Raw genomic sequence first — 15,643 nt, 5'->3', positions numbered from 1 at the left:
CGGCACCGATGTTCCCCCGGATCGTCCTCGGGGTCGGTGGCGGCATCGCCGCCTACAAGGCCTGCGAGCTGCTGCGGCTCTTCACCGAGTCGGGCCACCAGGTCCGGGTCGTGCCGACCGCGTCGGCGCTCCGGTTCGTCGGGGCGCCGACCTGGGCGGCCCTGTCCGGGCAGCCGGTCGCCGACGACGTCTGGGCCGACGTGCACGAGGTGCCGCACGTCCGCCTCGGCCAGCAGGCCGACCTGGTCGTGGTCGCGCCGACCACCGCGGACCTGCTCGCGAAGGCCGCGCACGGCCTCGCCGACGACCTGCTCACCAACACGCTGCTCACCGCGCGGTGTCCGGTGGTGCTCGCCCCGGCCATGCACACCGAGATGTGGGAGCACCCCGCCACGGTGGCGAACGTCGCGACCCTGCGGTCGCGCGGGGTGCGCGTCGTCGAGCCCGCCGTGGGTCGGCTCACCGGCGTCGACACCGGCAAGGGCCGGCTGCCCGACCCGGCGGAGATCTTCGCCGTCGCCCGGCGGGCCCTGGCCCGGGGTGTCCACGCTCCCGCGGACCTCGCCGGCCGGCACGTCGTCGTCACCGCCGGCGGCACCCGGGAGCCGCTGGACCCGGTGCGCTTCCTGGGCAACCGCTCGTCGGGCAAGCAGGGCTACGCGTTCGCCCGCTCGGCCGTCGCCCGTGGCGCCCGCGTCACCCTGATCTCCGCCAACGTCGCGCTGCGCGACCCGGCCGGGGTCGACCTGGTGCGCGTCGGCACCACCGCCGAGCTGCGCGAGGCCACCCTCGCCGCCGCCGACCGCGCCGACGTCGTGGTGATGGCGGCCGCTCCGGCCGATTTCCGTCCGGCGACCTACGCGCCTGGCAAAATCAAGAAGTCGGACGACGGCACCGCGCCCACGATCGAGCTCGTCACCAACCCGGACATCGCCGCCGAGCTGGGCCAGCGTCGTCGACCGGAGCAGGTGCTGGTGGTGTTCGCCGCGGAGACCGGCGACGCGGAGGCCAACGGCCGGGCCAAGCTCGCCCGCAAGCGGGCGGACCTCATCGTCATCAACGAGGTCGGCGCGGACAAGGTCTTCGGCGCCGAGACCAACGCGGCGACCGTCGTCGGCGCGGACGGCTCGGTCAGCCGGATGCCCGAGCAGTCCAAGGAGGACCTCGCCGACGGTGTGTGGGATCTCGTCGTACACCGGCTGGCGGAACGGTCCTGACCGCTGGGCGCTCCGCATTCTACGAGTCACCCTAGAAATCCGGTGACTAAACTGCCGCGAAGCGAATGTTCAAGAGTCTTCACATGCTTAGGAGTGCCGTGACACGTCTCTTCACGTCCGAATCGGTCACGGAAGGCCACCCGGACAAGATCGCCGACCAGATCAGTGACGGCATCCTCGACGCCCTGCTCGCCCAGGACCCGCACAGCCGGGTAGCGGTGGAGACGCTCATCACCACCGGCCAGGTGCACGTCGCCGGCGAGGTCACCACGAAGGCGTACGCCGACATCCCCACCATCGTGCGGGAGACCATCCTCGGCATCGGCTACGACTCGTCGAAGAAGGGCTTCGACGGGGCGTCCTGCGGCGTCAGCGTCTCGATCGGAGCGCAGTCGCCGGACATCGCGCAGGGGGTGGACAACGCCTTCGAGCTGCGTACCGGCGCGTCGGAGAGCGCGTTGGACGCGCAGGGCGCGGGCGACCAGGGCATGATGTTCGGCTTCGCCTGCTCGGAGACCCCTGAGCTGATGCCGTTGCCGATCGCCCTGGCCCACCGGCTGGCCCGCCGGCTGTCCGCCGTACGCAAGGACGGGACGATCCCGTACCTGCGGCCGGACGGCAAGACGCAGGTCACCATCGAGTACGAGGGTCTGCGTCCGGTCCGCCTCAACACCGTGGTGGTCTCCAGTCAGCACGCGGCGGACATCTCCCTGGACTCGCTGCTCACGCCGGACGTGCGCGAGCACGTCATCGCCCCCGAGCTGGAGAGCCTGGGCCTGGACACCGAGGGCTACCGGCTGCTGGTGAACCCGACCGGCCGGTTCGAGATCGGTGGTCCGATGGGGGACGCCGGCCTCACCGGCCGGAAGATCATCGTCGACACCTACGGCGGGTACGCCCGACACGGTGGTGGCGCCTTCTCCGGCAAGGACCCGTCGAAGGTGGACCGTTCGGCCGCGTACGCCATGCGGTGGGTGGCGAAGAACGTCGTTGCCGCCGGGCTGGCGGAGCGGTGCGAGGCGCAGGTCGCGTACGCGATCGGCAAGGCGCACCCGGTGAGCCTGTTCATCGAGACCTTCGGCACCGAGACCGTGTCGGTGTCGTCCATCGAGAAGGCCGTGACCGAGGTGTTCGACCTGCGTCCCGCCGCCATCATCCGGGACCTGAACCTGCTCCGGCCGATCTACGCGCAGACCGCCGCGTACGGGCACTTCGGCCGGGAGCTGCCGGACCTGACGTGGGAGAGCACCGACCGGGCCGCCGACCTCAAGTCGGCCGCGGGAGCCTGACCGGCACCAGGCGCAGCGACCGGCGACCCGCGGACGGGTCGCCGGTCGCTCGTGTCTGCGTCGACGTGCCCCTGGCCCACCTGGACCGACCGTTCGACTACCTGGTTCCCGCCGCCCTGGACGCCGAGGCGGTGCCGGGCACCCGGGTGAAGGTCCGCTTCGCGGGGCAGCTCGTGGACGGCTGGCTGCTGGAACGGGCCGACGAGTCGGGGCACACCGGGCGGCTCGCGTACCTGGAGAAGGTCGTCTCGCCGGAGCCGGTGCTCGCGCCGGAGATCGCGGCCCTGGCCCGCGCGGTCGCCGACCGGTACGCCGGCAGCCTCGCCGACGTGCTCCGCCTCGCCGTGCCGCCCCGGCACGCCCGGGTGGAGAAGGAGCCCCGTCCGGACGCCGCGGCCACGCCCCCGGCCGCTGGGGAGGGCGACGCCGTGCCCGCGGTCGATCCGGGACCGTGGCGCGACTATCCGGCCGGGCCGGCCCTGCTGCGCGCGCTCGCCGACGGCCGGGCTCCCCGCGCCGTCTGGTCCGCCCTGCCCGGGGAGGACTGGCCCGCCCGGTACGCCGAGGCCGTCGCCGCCACCGTGGCCGGCGGCCGGGGCGCCGTGGTGGTGGTCGCCGACAACCGGGACCTGGACCGCCTCGACGCCGCACTGACCGCCGCGCTCGGCACCGGGCGGCACGTCACCCTCTCGGCGGCGCTCGGCCCCGCCCGTCGCTACCGGGCGTTCCTGGCCGCCCGTCGGGGCGACGTGCCGGTGGTGATCGGCACCCGGGCCGCCATGTTCGCCCCGGTGCGGCGGCTCGGCCTGGTGGCCGTCTGGGACGACGGCGACGACCTGCACGCCGAACCCCGGGCGCCCTATCCGCACGCCCGTGACGTGCTGCTGACCCGTGCGCAGCTCACCGACGCCGCCGTCCTGGTCGGCGGGTTCGCCCGCACCGCCGAGGCGCAGCTGCTGGTGGAGACCGGCTGGGCCCGGGAGGTGGTGGCCGACCGGACCACCGTGCGGTCCCGGATGCCGGCGATCGCCCCCACCGGCGACGACCCGCAGCTCGCCCGGGACCCGGGCGCGGCCACCGCCCGCCTGCCCAGCCTGGCCTGGACCACCGCCCGGGACGCGCTGCGTGGCGACCTGCCGGTGCTCGTGCAGGTGCCGCGGCGGGGCTACCTGCCCTCGGTCGCCTGCGCCGACTGCCGTACCCCGGCCCGCTGCCCGCACTGCTCCGGTCCGCTCGCGCTGCCGTCGGCCGAGGGCATTCCGGCGTGCCGGTGGTGCGGGCGGGTCACGGCCGCGTACGCCTGCCCGGAGTGCGGTGGGCGGCGGCTGCGGGCCTCGGTGACCGGGGCCCGGCGGACCGCGGAGGAACTGGGCCGCGCCTTCCCCGGCGTGCCCGTGCGGACCTCGGGGCGGGAGGAGGTCCTCGCGGTCGTCCCCGGCGGCGCGGGCCTGGTGATCGCCACGCCCGGCGCGGAGCCGGTCGCCGAGGGCGGCTACGGCGCGGTGCTGCTGCTCGACTCGTGGGCGCTGCTCACCCGCGCCGACCTGCGGGCGGGGGAGGAGGCGCTGCGCCGGTGGCTCGCCGCCGCGGCGCTGGCCCGCCCCGCCGACGCCGGCGGTCGCGTGGTGGTCGTCGCCGACGGGGCCCTCGCCCCCGTCCAGGCGCTGCTGCGCTGGGACGCCGCCTGGTTCGCGGCGCGGGAGCTGGCCGAGCGGCGGGAACTGGGCTTCCCGCCGGCGGTCCGGATGGCCAGCGTCACCGGGCCGGCGGCGGCGGTCGCCGACCTGCTCGCCGAGGCCCGCCTGCCCGAGGGGGCAGAGCTGCTCGGGCCGGTGCCGGCCGACGGCGAGCGGGAGCGGATGCTCGTCCGGGTGCCCCGCGCGCGGGCCGCCGCGCTGGCCGGGGCCCTGCACTCGGCCGCCGGGGTACGCACCGCCCGCAAGGCCGCCGAGCCGGTCCGCCTCCAGGTGGACCCACTCACCCTCTTCTGACGCCTGTGGCGGGGCCCGCCACCGACGGAGGGCGGGCATCGGACAGGCCGGCCGGAACCGGGCGGTCGGTGTCGCGGTGCGTCACCGTCGCACCCCGTGTGCGGGAGGAGGTTCCCTCACGGGTGGTAGCATCGCCCGTCATGCCCGGGCGTACGGCGGCTCCAGGTCGCGGCACGGCGTTACACGCGCCGAGCTGGGGTTGTCGCAGGATCGCGCGACGGTGGCGGGGGCGCGTCGGTGCGACGCGATGTCGATGAAGTCAAACAGTCGGTGATCAGGGGTGGACCACTCGTGACCGTTCGTCAATCGATCGTCTTCAACGGTGACCTCGGCAGCGGCAAGAGCACCGTTTCCGTGGAGATCGCCAAGCGGCTGGGCCTGCGCCGCGTGAGCGTCGGCGACCTCTACCGCCAGATGGCGCAGGAGCGGCAGATGACCGCCCTCCAGCTCAACCTGCACGCCGAGCTGGACCAAGCCGTCGACGGATACGTCGACCAGCTCCAGCGGGACATCGCCGCGTCCGGTGAGTCGCTGGTCATGGACTCCCGCCTGGCCTGGCACTTCTTCACCGACGCGCTCAAGGTGCACATGATCACCGAGCCGGGCGAGGCGGCCCGACGGGCGCTGCTGCGCCCCTCCGGGCCGGCCGAGAGCTACACCTCGCTGGAGGAGGCGAAGGCCAAGCTCCGGGAGCGCAGCGACAGCGAGCGCAACCGGTTCATCGTCCGTTACGGGGTGGACAAGGCCCGGCTGCGCAACTACGACCTGGTCTGCGACAGCACCCGCGCCACCCCGGCCGAGGTGATCACGCACATCGTCGACGCGTACGAGGGTCGGCTCGGCGCGGACGTCCTGCGCGACAACCCGCCGCTGCTGCTGCTCGACCCGGCCCGGGTGTACCCGACCGAGGACGTCTCGGTCCTGCGCGACCTGTGGGACACCGGCTTCGTCGGCGAGGTGGCCACCGGGGGCGACGAGTCGCCGGAGCCGCTGAAGATCGGCTACACCGGCGAGTACTTCTTCGTGGTGGACGGCCACCGTCGACTCAGCGCCGCGCTCCAGAGCGGGTTCCACCTGGTTCCCGCCCTGCTGGTCGCCGAGGTGGACGAGCCGGTGGTCGGCGGGATGAGCGCGGTGGACTACTTCGCCGCCCAGGTCCGCCCCGGCCTCATCCACGACTGGGAGGCCGCCCACTCCATCACGCTGCCGCTGCCCGAGCACGCCCTGCTCGCCGCCGGCGACGCGGTCCTGGCCGGGGAGCCGGGCGCCGGCGCCTGAGCCGCGGCCCGCCGCGCTGGTCCGACCCCGCGCACGTTCTCGCCGCGCGGGGTCGCACGGCGTGCGGTCGGCGCGCATGATGGAGCCTCCCGACCCCGATCGACGCGGGAGGCCGGTCATGGACGCCGCCGAGGCACTGACGCTGCTCATGTCGCACGAGGGACGGGTCGACCCCTATCCGACGTACGAGCGGTTGCGCGCGTACGGGCCGGTGGTACAGGCCGGGCCGGTCTTCTACGTGGTCACCGGCCACGCCGAGGCCGACGGCATCCTGCGGGACCCGGGGTTCGGGGTGCTCGACGACGCTCTGCGCGACCAGTTCCTGCCCGGCTGGCGGGAGAGTCCGGCGGTCGCGTCGATCTCCCGGTCGATGCTGCGCACCAACCCGCCCGACCACAGCCGGATGCGTCGGTTGGCGTCCGGGGCGTTCACGCCGCGCCGGATCGGGGCGATGCGGGACGTGGTGGAGGCGCAGGCCGGGGACCTCGTCGACGCGATGGTCGCGCGGGCCGCCGCCGGCGAGCCGGTCGACTTCATGTCCGAGTTCGCGTACCCCCTGCCGGTGGGGGTGATCTGCGCGCTGCTCGGCGTCCCGGCGGAGGACCGACCGCTGTTCCGGCGCTGGGCCGGTGACCTGACCGGCGTGCTGGAGCCGGAGATCACCGCCGACGAGCTGGCCGTCGCCGACCGGGGTGCCACCGAGCTGCGCGACTACTTCGGCGAGCTGATCGCGGCCCGCCGCCGCACGCCCGCCGACGACCTGACCACCGCCCTGGTGCAGGTGCACGACACCGACGGGGACCGGCTCTCCGGTGACGAGCTGCTGGCCAATCTCGTGGTGCTGCTGGTCGCCGGCTTCGAGACCACCACGAACCTGCTCGGCAACGGCCTCGTCGTGCTGCTCGACCACCCCCGCGAGGCCGACGCGCTGCGCGACCACCCGGATTTCGCCCCGGCGTACGTCGACGAACTGCTCCGCTTCGACTCCCCGGTGCAGCTGACGACCCGGGTCAGTGGCGTCGCCACCCGGTACGGCGACCTCGACCTGCCGGCCGGGAGCTGGGCACTGCTGCTGCTCGGCGCGGCCAACCGGGACCCCCGGCGCTACCCGGAGCCGGAGCGCTTCGACCCGTGGCGACCGCAGGTGCATCCGCTGTCGTTCGGCGCCGGCCCGCACTACTGCCTCGGGGCCGGCCTGGCCCGGCTGGAGGCTCAGGTCGCCTTCCCGCTGCTGCTGCGCCGGCTGCCCGGCCTGGCGCTGGCCGGGCAACCCCGGCACCGGACCCGCCTGACGCTGCGTGGCTACGACACCCTCCCGGTGACCATCGACACGCAGGCGGCGGCCCCCCATCGTGGTACGCCGGCCGGAGCCGCCGAGCACACTCCGTAGACTGGTACGGCCCAGCTCGTCCCGCCCACGAAGGAGCCACCCCGAGTGACCGTCCAGCCCATCCGTCTGTTCGGGGATCCGGTGCTGCGCACGCCGGCCGATCCGGTGGTCGACTTCGACGCCGAGCTGCGCCGGCTCATCGCCGACCTCACCGACACGATGCGTGAGCAGAACGGCGCCGGTCTCGCGGCGCCGCAGCTCGGAGTGGGCCTGCGGGTGTTCACCTTCGACGTCGACGACGTGCTCGGCCATTTGGTCAACCCCGTGCTGGAGTTTCCCGATGCGGAGGAGCAGGACGGCCCCGAGGGCTGCCTGTCCATCCCCGGGCTCTACTTCGACACGAAGCGCCGGCAGAACGTGATCGCCAAGGGCTACAACGGCTACGGTGACCCGCTGCAGATCGTCGGCACCGGCCTGATGGCGCGCTGCGTGCAGCACGAGACCGACCACCTCGACGGCGTGCTCTTCGTCGACCGGCTGGACCCGGCCGGCCGCAAGGAGGCGATGAAGGCGATCCGCCAGGCGGAGTGGTACGACCCGGCCGCCCCGCCGACGGTCAAGGTCAACCCGCACGCCTCCAGCAGTCCCTTCGGTCTGGGTCGGTGACCCGGTGCGCGTGATCTTCGCCGGCACCCCGGCCGTCGCCGTCCCCGCCCTCGCCGCCGTCGCCGCCTCCGGGCACGACCTGCTGGCCGTGGTGACCCGCCCCGACGCCCCGGCCGGCCGTGGCCGTGGCCTGTCCCGCTCCCCGGTCGGCGCGTGGGCCGACGAGCACGGCGTCGAGGTGCTCACCCCGGCCCGACCCCGGGAGCCGGAGTTCCTGGCCCGGCTGCGCGAGCTGGCACCGGACTGCGTGCCGGTGGTCGCGTACGGCGCCCTGGTGCCGCCCGCCGCCCTGGAGATCCCCCGGCACGGGTGGATCAACCTGCACTTCTCCCTGCTGCCGGCCTGGCGGGGCGCCGCCCCCGTGCAGCACGCGGTGCTGCACGGCGACGAGGTGACCGGCGCCAGCGTCTTCCAGCTGGAGGAGGGGCTGGACACCGGCCCGGTCTTCGGCACCCTGACCGACGAGATCCGTCCCGGCGACACCTCCGGCGACCTGTTGGAACGGCTGGCCGAATCCGGTGCCGGCCTGCTCGTCGCCGTCCTCGACGCGATCGGGGCCGGCACCGCCCGCGCCGAGCCGCAGCCCGCCGACGGCGTGTCCCTGGCGCCGAAGCTGACCGTCGAGGACGCCCGGGTCCGGTGGACCGACCCGGCCTTCGCGGTCGACCGCCGGATCCGCGCCTGCACGCCCGCGCCCGGCCCGTGGACGATGTTCCGGGGCGAGCGGGTCAAGCTGGGCCCGGTCGACCCGGTGCCCGACGGCCCGGAGCTGAAGCCGGGTGAGCTGCTCGTGGAGAAGGCCCGGGTGCTGGTCGGCACGGCCACGACCCCGGTGCGCCTCGGCGAGGTGCGGGCGGCCGGCAAGCGGGCCATGCCGGCGACCGACTGGGCGCGTGGCGCCCGCGTCACCGCTGGCGAGGACCTCGCGTGACCGGGCCGTCGCAGGACCGGGACGAGCGCCGCTCCGCCGGGGGCGGGCGTGGTTACTCCAGCTCGGGTGGGCGCGGCGACGCCGCGTCGGGTCGCGGGCGCCCCTCGGGCGGCGCGCGGGGCGGCCCGGACCGGCGGGACGGCGCCCGTCGGCCGGTGCGGCCCGCGGTGGACCTGCCCCGCCACGTCGCGTACGAGGCGATCGCGGCCGTGCACCGGGACGACGCGTACGCCAACCTGGTGCTCCCGACGATCCTGCGGGACGCCGGGCTCTACGGCCGGGACGCCGCGTTCGCCACCGAGCTGACCTACGGCACGCTGCGGCACCTCGGCACGCTGGACGCGATCCTGTCCGACGCCGCCGGGCGGGACGTGCAGCGCATCGACCCGCCGGTGCGGGACGCGCTGCGGATCGGGGCGTACCAGCTGCTGCACACCCGGGTCCCGGCGCACGCCGCGGTGTCGTCCACGGTGGACCTGGTGAAGTCGGTGGGCCCGGGCGCGACCGGGTTCGCCAACGCCGTCATGCGCGAGGTGGCCGGCCGGGACTCCGACGCGTGGGTGGCGAAGCTGGCCCCGCCGATGGAGACCGACCCGGTCGGGCACCTGGCCCTCGCGTACAGCCATCCGCAGTGGATCGTGCGCGCCTTCGCCGAGGCGCTGGACGGCGACCTGGGGGAGACCGCCCGGCTGCTCATCGAGGACAACGAGCGCCCGCCGGTGCACCTGTGCGCCCGGCCCGGTCTCGCCGATCCGGTGGAGCTGGCCGACGAGGTCGGCGGCGCACCCGGTGCCTTCTCCCCGTACGCGGTCTACCTGGCCGGGGGCGCCCCCGGCGACCTGCCGGCGTTGGCCCAGGGGCGCGCGCACGTGCAGGACGAGGGCTCCCAGTTGGTGGCCAACGCTCTCGCGGTGGCCCCCCTGGACGGTCCGGACGGCCGCTGGCTGGACCTGTGCGCCGGCCCGGGCGGCAAGTCCGGCCTGCTCGGCGCGATGGCAGCGCAGCGCGGGGCGCGGCTGACCGCGGTCGAGGTGTCCGAGCACCGGGCCCGGCTGGTCGCCCAGGCCACCCGGGACCTACCGGTCACGGTGCTCAACGTCGACGGCCGGACGGTTGGCGCCGACCCGGAGCTGCCCGAGGAGCACTTCGACCGGGTGCTGGTCGACGCGCCGTGCACCGGGCTGGGCTCGCTGCGTCGGCGACCGGAGTCGCGCTGGCGGCGCCAGCCGTCGGACCTGCCGCCGTTGACCCGGTTGCAACGGGAACTGCTGGGCGCGGCGCTGCGGGCGGTCCGTCCCGGCGGCCTGGTGGCGTACGTGACCTGCTCCCCGCACACCGTGGAGACGCACGTGACGGTGACCGAATCGGCCCGCCGCTCGGGCGTGCCGGTCGACTTCGTCGACGCCCGGCCCCTGCTGCCCGCCGGCATGCCCGGCCTCGGCGACGGGCCGACGGTGCAGCTCTGGCCGCACCGGCACGGCACCGACGCCATGTTCCTGGCGGTCCTCCGCCGCACCTGACCCCCCCGCCCTCCCCGCCCCGCGATCTTGCACTTTCGGTCGCCGTTATGGGGATTCGTGTCCCTTGTGTCCCGACACAAAGTGCAAGATCGCCGGGGCGGGGCGGGGCGGGGCGGGGCGGGGCGGGGCGGGGCGGGGCGGTCGGGGGTGAAGTGGGGTCAGGTGCGGGGGAGGGCCTTGGTGCCGGCGTTCCTGACGGATCGGGTCAGGGTGCGGTCGTCGGCCCAGAGGAAGCACTGGACGCCCCGGTGACCGTTGCGCCAGTCCTGCTCGTAGGGCTGGAAGTAGATCGACCCGGCGCGGAACTCGACGTCGCCGCGCGGCACCTTCGCGTACGACGCGACGAGGGTCAGACACGCCTCGTGGGCCTTGCGTTCGGCCTTGTCGAAGGCCGTGTAGCTGGTGTCCGGGGCGACCCAGACGCCGACGAACTCGGCCCGGTGCGGCGTCGTGCAGGCGACCGCCCTCATCTCGGTGACGTCCTCGCCCTTCATGACCGGGTCGAAGCAGCCGTGACGCAGCGGTGCGGCGCCGGTCAGCGCGCCCTTCAGGCTGCCCGTGCGCAGCACCACGCTCGGGTCGTCCACACCGCGCACCTCGGTGACGTCGCAGCGGAACCAGCGGGACCCCCCGGTCCAGGCCGCGGGCGAGGGGTACACCACGGAGACGCCGACCCGGCCGGTACGCCAGTCCGCGCCCAGCGCCTTCGTCGTCTCCTTGTGGCAGGTGGCGTACGCCGCACGGGTGCCGGCGGAACCGGGGGCGGGCGGCTGGGCGCCCTGCGCGGCGGCGCCGGTGAGGGTGCCGACGTGCAGGGTCTCCACGCGGTGCGGACGGTCGCAGCCCACCGGCCCGTACGAGCTGAGGTAGCCGACTTCCTGGACGTGGGTGTGGCAGGTGCCCGACTCGGGGGTGAAGGCCGCGGGGGTGGCGATCGTGGTCCAGTCGTCGGTCAGGTCACCGTCGGTGCCGGCCGGCGGAGTACCGCAACCGGTCGACGTCACCGCCGCCACGGCACCGAGCGCGACCCCGATGAGCCACCGTCGCATCGCCGTCGACCTCCCGTCGTCCGGTGGTCGGCGCCGGCCCGTCGACCGGTGCGCGCCACGGTGCGGCAGCATACGGCACCCGTGCTCAGATGGCGGGTAGTCCCTGTGGGCCGGCGCCCCGCATGGACCGGGTCAGCTTGCGGTCGTCGCTCCACAGGAAACAGCGCACGCCCCGGTCGCCCTCCTGCCACTCCCGCTGGGACGGGGGGTAGAAGATGGACCCCGCCCGGTACGGCAGGTCGCTGTTGTTGGGTACGGCGGCGAACGCGGCGATCAGCGCCATGCACCGCTTGTGCGCCTGCTGGTCGGCCTTGACGAACTCGTCCCAGCTCATGTCCCGCTCGACGTAGACGCCGACGAACTCGGCGCGGTGCGGCTCGGTGCACAGCACCGGCGCCATGTAGTTCAGGTTGTCGCCGATCAGCTTCGGGTCGAAGCAGCCGTGCACCAGCGCCGAGTCGCCGATCATCGCGCCGCGCAGGCTGCCGGTGCGGTTGATCGGCCGCGTGTTGTCGATGCTGTTGGTCTCGCTGAGGTCGCACCGGAACCAGCGCGCGCCGCCCCGCCAGGCGGGCACCGTCGGCAGGGCGATGTTCAGGGCGAGCCGGGCGGAGTGCCAGTCGCCGCCGAGCACCTCCCGCGCCCGCTGGTCGCACTCGGCGCGCGCGGCGCGCAGCCCGGGGGAGCCGGGCTCCGGCCGCTCCCGCTGGCGTGCCACGGCCCCGGTGAAGGTGCCGACGTGCACCGCCTCGGCGAGGTGGTTGCGGGCGCAGTCCACCGTCTCGTACGTGGCGGCCTGCACGACGGGCGTGATCCGGGGCATGCAGACCCCGGAGGCCGGTGTGAACGGCAGCGGGGCCGACAGCGCGGGCCAGTCGTCGGTGAGGTCGCCGTCCGAGCCGCCCGGCCGTACGCAGCCGGCCAGCAGGGCCGCGCCCGCGGCGGCCAGTGCCAGCGCCGTCAGCACCTCGGGGGCACGCCCCAGCAACCGTCGCATCATCCGCCCTTTCCGGGAGCTGACGGCCAGTCGGACCCGCCGCCGGGCGCAGGTGCCCACCGACGTCGTACGACCCACGTCACCGTCCCCGATGGAGTGTTGCCGCGTTTCCGTCGTCCGGCCAGTCAACGATGGCTGTTCGTCCGGTTTGGCCGAGCCGGAACGGCCTATTCTGCACCACTGGTCACCGCTGGGTCACAGGGCGTCCCGGATGGTGCCGCGCCGCTGGCGGCGGGTGGCCGCGTTCGTACACTGGCCCCGTGACCGTACCGCCGCCGATCGTCGCGCCGAGCATCCTGGCCGCCGATTTCGCCCGCCTCGCCGAAGAGGTCCGTGCCGTCGAGAACGCCGCGGACTGGTTGCACGTGGATGTCATGGACAACCACTTCGTGCCGAACCTGACCATCGGTCTGCCCGTGGTGCAGAGCCTGCGGGCCGCCACCGAGCTGCCCTTCGACGTACACCTGATGATCACCGACCCTCGGCGCTGGGCGCCCGGGTACGCCGACGCCGGGGCGTACAACGTGACCTTCCACGCCGAGGCGTGCGACGACCCGGTGGCCCTGGCCAAGGACCTCCGGTCGGCGGGCGCGAAGGCGGGGCTGGCGATCGACCGGGACACGCCGATCGAGCCGTACCTGGAGCTGCTGCCGAGCTTCGACACGCTGCTGATCATGACGATCAAGGCCGGCTTCGGCGGGCAGCGGTTCCTCCCGCACCTGCTCGACAAGGTCCGGGCGGCCCGTCGGCACGTCGATGCCGGGCACCTGGAGCTGCGCATCGAGGTCGACGGCGGGATCGCCGCCGACACCATCGAGCAGGCCGCCGAGGCCGGCGCGGACGCGTTCGTGGCGGGCACCGCCATCTACGGCGCGGACGATCCGGCGGAGGCGGTCCGCCGCCTCCGCTCCCTCGCGGAACGCGCGGTGGCCGGGGCCTGAGGTGGACCCGGCCGACGATCGCAGGGACCTGATCCTCGTCGTCGACGACGACGAGGACATCGCCCGTTTCGTGGAGTTCAACCTGCGGTTGCACGGTTTCGACGTGGTCCACGCCGGCGACGGTCAGGAGGCGCTGGAGGTCATCGAGCGGCAGCGCCCGGACCTGGCGGTGGTCGACCTGATGATGCCCCGCATCGACGGTCTGGAGCTGACCCGCCGGCTGCGGGCCGACCCGATGACCGCGGCCCTGCCGGTGATCATGCTGACCGCCAAGGGCCTCACGGTGGACAAGGTGCACGGGCTCAGCGCCGGCGCGGACGACTACCTCGTCAAACCGTTCGACACCGCCGAACTGGTCGCGCGGGTCAGTTCCACGCTCCGCCGCAACAAGGAGTTCCGCGAGGTCTCCCCGCTGACCGGCCTGCCGGGCAACAGCCGCATCCGGCGGGAGATCGCCGACCGGATCCGCGGCGGGACGGACTACGCGGTCGGCTACATCGACATCGACCGCTTCAAGAGCGTCAACGACCGGTACGGTTTCGTCCGCGGCGACGACTTCATCTCCGCCCTGGCCCGCACCCTGCACCGGGCGGTGGTCTCGGTCGGGCTGCCGCCGGCCTTCCTGGGCCACGTCGGCGGCGACGACTTCGTCTTCGTCTGCGCCCCCGACCAGGTCCTTCCGCTGACCTCCCGTGTCTCCGCCGACTTCGAGAAGGCGGCGGACGCGCTCTACGACCCGTCCGACCGCGAGCGCGGCTTCGTCGAGCTGCCGGACCGGCGCGGCAACATCCGGCGGGCGGCGCTGGTCACCCTCTCCATCGGCGTCTCGGTCTCCGACGGCAACAAGCGCATCACCAGCCCCCTGGAGGCGATGACCACCGCCTCGGAGATGAAGACGGTGGCCAAGAGCCAACCCGGGTCGTACGTCGCGGTGGACCGCCGCCGGGGCGTGGGTGACCCGCACCACCGTCATGTGAAGTAGCTCGCCTGTGGGGCGACACGCCCCGTCGGGCGTGTAAGACTTTCGGGGTACCCACCACGCGCTGGCGGGACTCGGTGTAATTCCGAACCGGCGGTGATCCACGGTCCGACCGTGGTAAGCCCGCGACCCGGTCGGCCTCGTGCCGCCCGGTGGACCTGGTGAGAATCCGGGGCCGACGGTTGGGTGCGGGCACGCCCGCTCCCAGACAGTCCGGATGGGAGACAGCGCGCGGGACGGACGGGCGTGCCCGGCCGCCGAGGTTCGGCGCGCCGTGACCGCCCCCCGGGTCGGCTCTGCCGTACCCGTGCCCTCCGCCGCCGCACGTCCGCGGCCCCATGCCGCCCGCTCCCGTCGCCGCCCGCGCCGCCGACCGAGTGAGAGGGCAGGGCATGGCCGGGGTCTCCGTCGACGAGGCGATGCGCCGTGCGGTCGAACTGGCCGCGCGCGGCCTCGGCACGACCAGCCCCAACCCCGTCGTGGGCTGCGTGCTGCTCGACGCCGACGGCCAGGTCGTCGGGGAGGGCTTCCACGCCTACGCCGGTGGTCCGCACGCCGAGATCGTCGCGCTCGCCCAAGCCGGTGAGCGGGCCCGTGGCGGCACCGCCGTGGTCACCCTGGAGCCCTGCGACCACACCGGCCGCACCGGCCCCTGCAGCCTCGCGCTGGTCCAGGCCGGGGTCTCCCGCGTCGTCATCGCCGTTCCCGACCCCAACCCGGTCGCTTCCGGGGGCGCCGCCACGTTGCGCGCCTCCGGGGTCCAGGTCGACCTGGGCGTACGCCGGGCGGAGGCGGAGGCCGGCAACATCGCGTGGCTCACCTCGATGCGCCGGGGCTGGCCGTACGTCATCTGGAAGTACGCCGCCACGCTCGACGGCCGGTCCGCGGCGGCCGACGGCACCAGCATGTGGATCACCTCCGAGGCGGCCCGGATGGACGTGCACGCACTGCGCGGCACCGTCGACGCGGTCGTCGCCGGGGTGGGCACCGTGCTCGCCGACGACCCCCGGCTCACCGCCCGGAACCTGCGCGACGGCTCGCTGGCCATCCGGCAGCCGCTACGGGTGGTGGTGGACTCGGCCGGTCGTACGCCCGCCGACGCCCGGGTCCGCGACGGCGCCGCCCGGACGTGGATCGCCACCGCCGCGGAGGTCGGTGCCGGCCCGGACGGCCGGGTCGACCTGCCGGCGCTGCTCGGCGCGCTGCACGGGCGCGGGATCCGCGCGGTCCTGCTGGAGGGCGGCCCGAAGCTGGCCGGGGCGTTCCTCGCCGCCGGCCTGATCGACAAGATCGTCGCCTACGTCGCGCCGCGGCTGCTCGGCGCCGGCCCCACCGCACTGGTCGACGCCGGTGTGACGACCATCGCCGAGGCCATCGACGTGGACTTCATCGACGTTACGCAGGTCGGTCCCGACCTGCGGATCACCGCGCTGCCCCGGAAGAGGGAGGCCTGAC

At 74.5% G+C, this 15,643-nt stretch carries 13 protein-coding genes and 1 riboswitch; of the genes, 11 read left to right on the top strand and 2 right to left on the bottom strand.

Annotation, left to right across the window (positions count from 1 at the left end):
* The first annotated feature begins 8 nt into the window (after positions 1-8).
* The 8 genes from coaBC (at position 9) to ACTMSW_RS26840 (ending at position 10,222) form a co-directional block, all read left to right on the top strand.
* Positions 9-1,217, top strand: coding sequence for a bifunctional phosphopantothenoylcysteine decarboxylase/phosphopantothenate--cysteine ligase CoaBC (gene coaBC, locus ACTMSW_RS26875; RefSeq protein WP_441183478.1), 1,209 nt, complete (start codon positions 9-11; stop codon positions 1,215-1,217).
* Between the two features lie 98 nt (positions 1,218-1,315).
* Positions 1,316-2,506 carry a methionine adenosyltransferase gene (metK, locus tag ACTMSW_RS26870; protein ID WP_441183477.1) on the top strand — a complete coding sequence of 397 codons (1,191 nt, stop codon included), beginning with the start codon at positions 1,316-1,318 and terminating at the stop codon, positions 2,504-2,506.
* Positions 2,507-2,571: 65 nt separating this feature from the next.
* A complete protein-coding gene (locus ACTMSW_RS26865; protein ID WP_441183476.1) occupies positions 2,572-4,497 on the top strand; it encodes a primosomal protein N' in 1,926 nt (641 codons plus the stop codon).
* A gap of 291 nt (positions 4,498-4,788) precedes the next feature.
* On the top strand, positions 4,789-5,775 hold the full coding sequence (locus tag ACTMSW_RS26860) for an AAA family ATPase (protein ID WP_441183475.1): 987 nt from the start codon (positions 4,789-4,791) through the stop codon (positions 5,773-5,775).
* 118 nt (positions 5,776-5,893) lie between these two features.
* Entirely contained in the window at positions 5,894-7,165 is a 1,272-nt protein-coding gene (locus ACTMSW_RS26855) for a cytochrome P450 (RefSeq protein ID WP_441183474.1), read from the top strand.
* 45 nt (positions 7,166-7,210) lie between these two features.
* Entirely contained in the window at positions 7,211-7,771 is a 561-nt protein-coding gene (gene def, locus ACTMSW_RS26850; RefSeq protein WP_441183473.1) for a peptide deformylase, read from the top strand.
* 4 nt (positions 7,772-7,775) lie between these two features.
* Complete coding sequence (gene fmt, locus ACTMSW_RS26845; protein WP_441183472.1) at positions 7,776-8,702, top strand: methionyl-tRNA formyltransferase; 927 nt, start codon at positions 7,776-7,778, stop codon at positions 8,700-8,702.
* Positions 8,699-10,222 (top strand): RsmB/NOP family class I SAM-dependent RNA methyltransferase, encoded by a 1,524-nt coding sequence (locus tag ACTMSW_RS26840; RefSeq protein ID WP_441183471.1) that lies wholly within the window; start codon positions 8,699-8,701, stop codon positions 10,220-10,222. Before fmt ends, ACTMSW_RS26840 begins: the two co-directional genes overlap by 4 nt.
* Before the next feature lie 158 nt (positions 10,223-10,380).
* Here the strand turns inward: ACTMSW_RS26840 and ACTMSW_RS26835 are convergent, their stop codons facing one another.
* Positions 10,381-11,271: a septum formation family protein gene (locus tag ACTMSW_RS26835; RefSeq protein ID WP_441183470.1), complete on the bottom strand. Its 891-nt coding sequence runs from the start codon at positions 11,269-11,271 to the stop codon at positions 10,381-10,383.
* An 85-nt stretch (positions 11,272-11,356) separates the two neighbouring features.
* Positions 11,357-12,268, bottom strand: coding sequence for a septum formation family protein (locus tag ACTMSW_RS26830; protein WP_441183584.1), 912 nt, complete (start codon positions 12,266-12,268; stop codon positions 11,357-11,359).
* Positions 12,269-12,528: 260 nt separating this feature from the next.
* Here ACTMSW_RS26830 and rpe point away from each other — a divergent pair, with 260 nt between their 5' ends.
* The 3 genes from rpe to ribD all read left to right on the top strand — a co-directional run bounded on the left by rpe (position 12,529) and on the right by ribD (position 15,642).
* On the top strand, positions 12,529-13,209 hold the full coding sequence (gene rpe, locus ACTMSW_RS26825; protein ID WP_441183469.1) for a ribulose-phosphate 3-epimerase: 681 nt from the start codon (positions 12,529-12,531) through the stop codon (positions 13,207-13,209).
* A 1-nt stretch (position 13,210) separates the two neighbouring features.
* Positions 13,211-14,191: a GGDEF domain-containing response regulator gene (locus tag ACTMSW_RS26820; RefSeq protein ID WP_441183468.1), complete on the top strand. Its 981-nt coding sequence runs from the start codon at positions 13,211-13,213 to the stop codon at positions 14,189-14,191.
* Positions 14,192-14,247: 56 nt separating this feature from the next.
* A riboswitch (FMN riboswitch) is annotated at positions 14,248-14,421 on the top strand.
* A 159-nt stretch (positions 14,422-14,580) separates the two neighbouring features.
* Positions 14,581-15,642: a bifunctional diaminohydroxyphosphoribosylaminopyrimidine deaminase/5-amino-6-(5-phosphoribosylamino)uracil reductase RibD gene (gene ribD / locus ACTMSW_RS26815; protein ID WP_441183467.1), complete on the top strand. Its 1,062-nt coding sequence runs from the start codon at positions 14,581-14,583 to the stop codon at positions 15,640-15,642.
* Position 15,643: the final 1 nt, after the last annotated feature.

It is taken from the genome of Micromonospora sp. BQ11, from assembly GCF_052068135.1.
GTDB lineage: Bacteria > Actinomycetota > Actinomycetes > Mycobacteriales > Micromonosporaceae > Micromonospora.
The sequence above is the reverse complement of the archived record's forward strand: the minus strand, read 5'-3'. Positions and strand labels throughout refer to the sequence as shown.

Excerpts from the sequence above, each read along its gene's own strand:
- coaBC (WP_441183478.1), top strand. The coding sequence starts at position 9 with ATGTTCCCCCGGATCGTCCTCGGGGTCGGTGGCGGCATCGCCGCCTAC.
- ACTMSW_RS26855 (WP_441183474.1), top strand. The coding sequence starts at position 5,894 with ATGGACGCCGCCGAGGCACTGACGCTGCTCATGTCGCACGAGGGACGG.
- ACTMSW_RS26835 (WP_441183470.1), bottom strand. The coding sequence starts at position 11,271 with ATGCGACGGTGGCTCATCGGGGTCGCGCTCGGTGCCGTGGCGGCGGTG.
- ACTMSW_RS26830 (WP_441183584.1), bottom strand. The coding sequence starts at position 12,268 with ATGCGACGGTTGCTGGGGCGTGCCCCCGAGGTGCTGACGGCGCTGGCA.
- ribD (WP_441183467.1), top strand. The coding sequence starts at position 14,581 with ATGGCCGGGGTCTCCGTCGACGAGGCGATGCGCCGTGCGGTCGAACTG.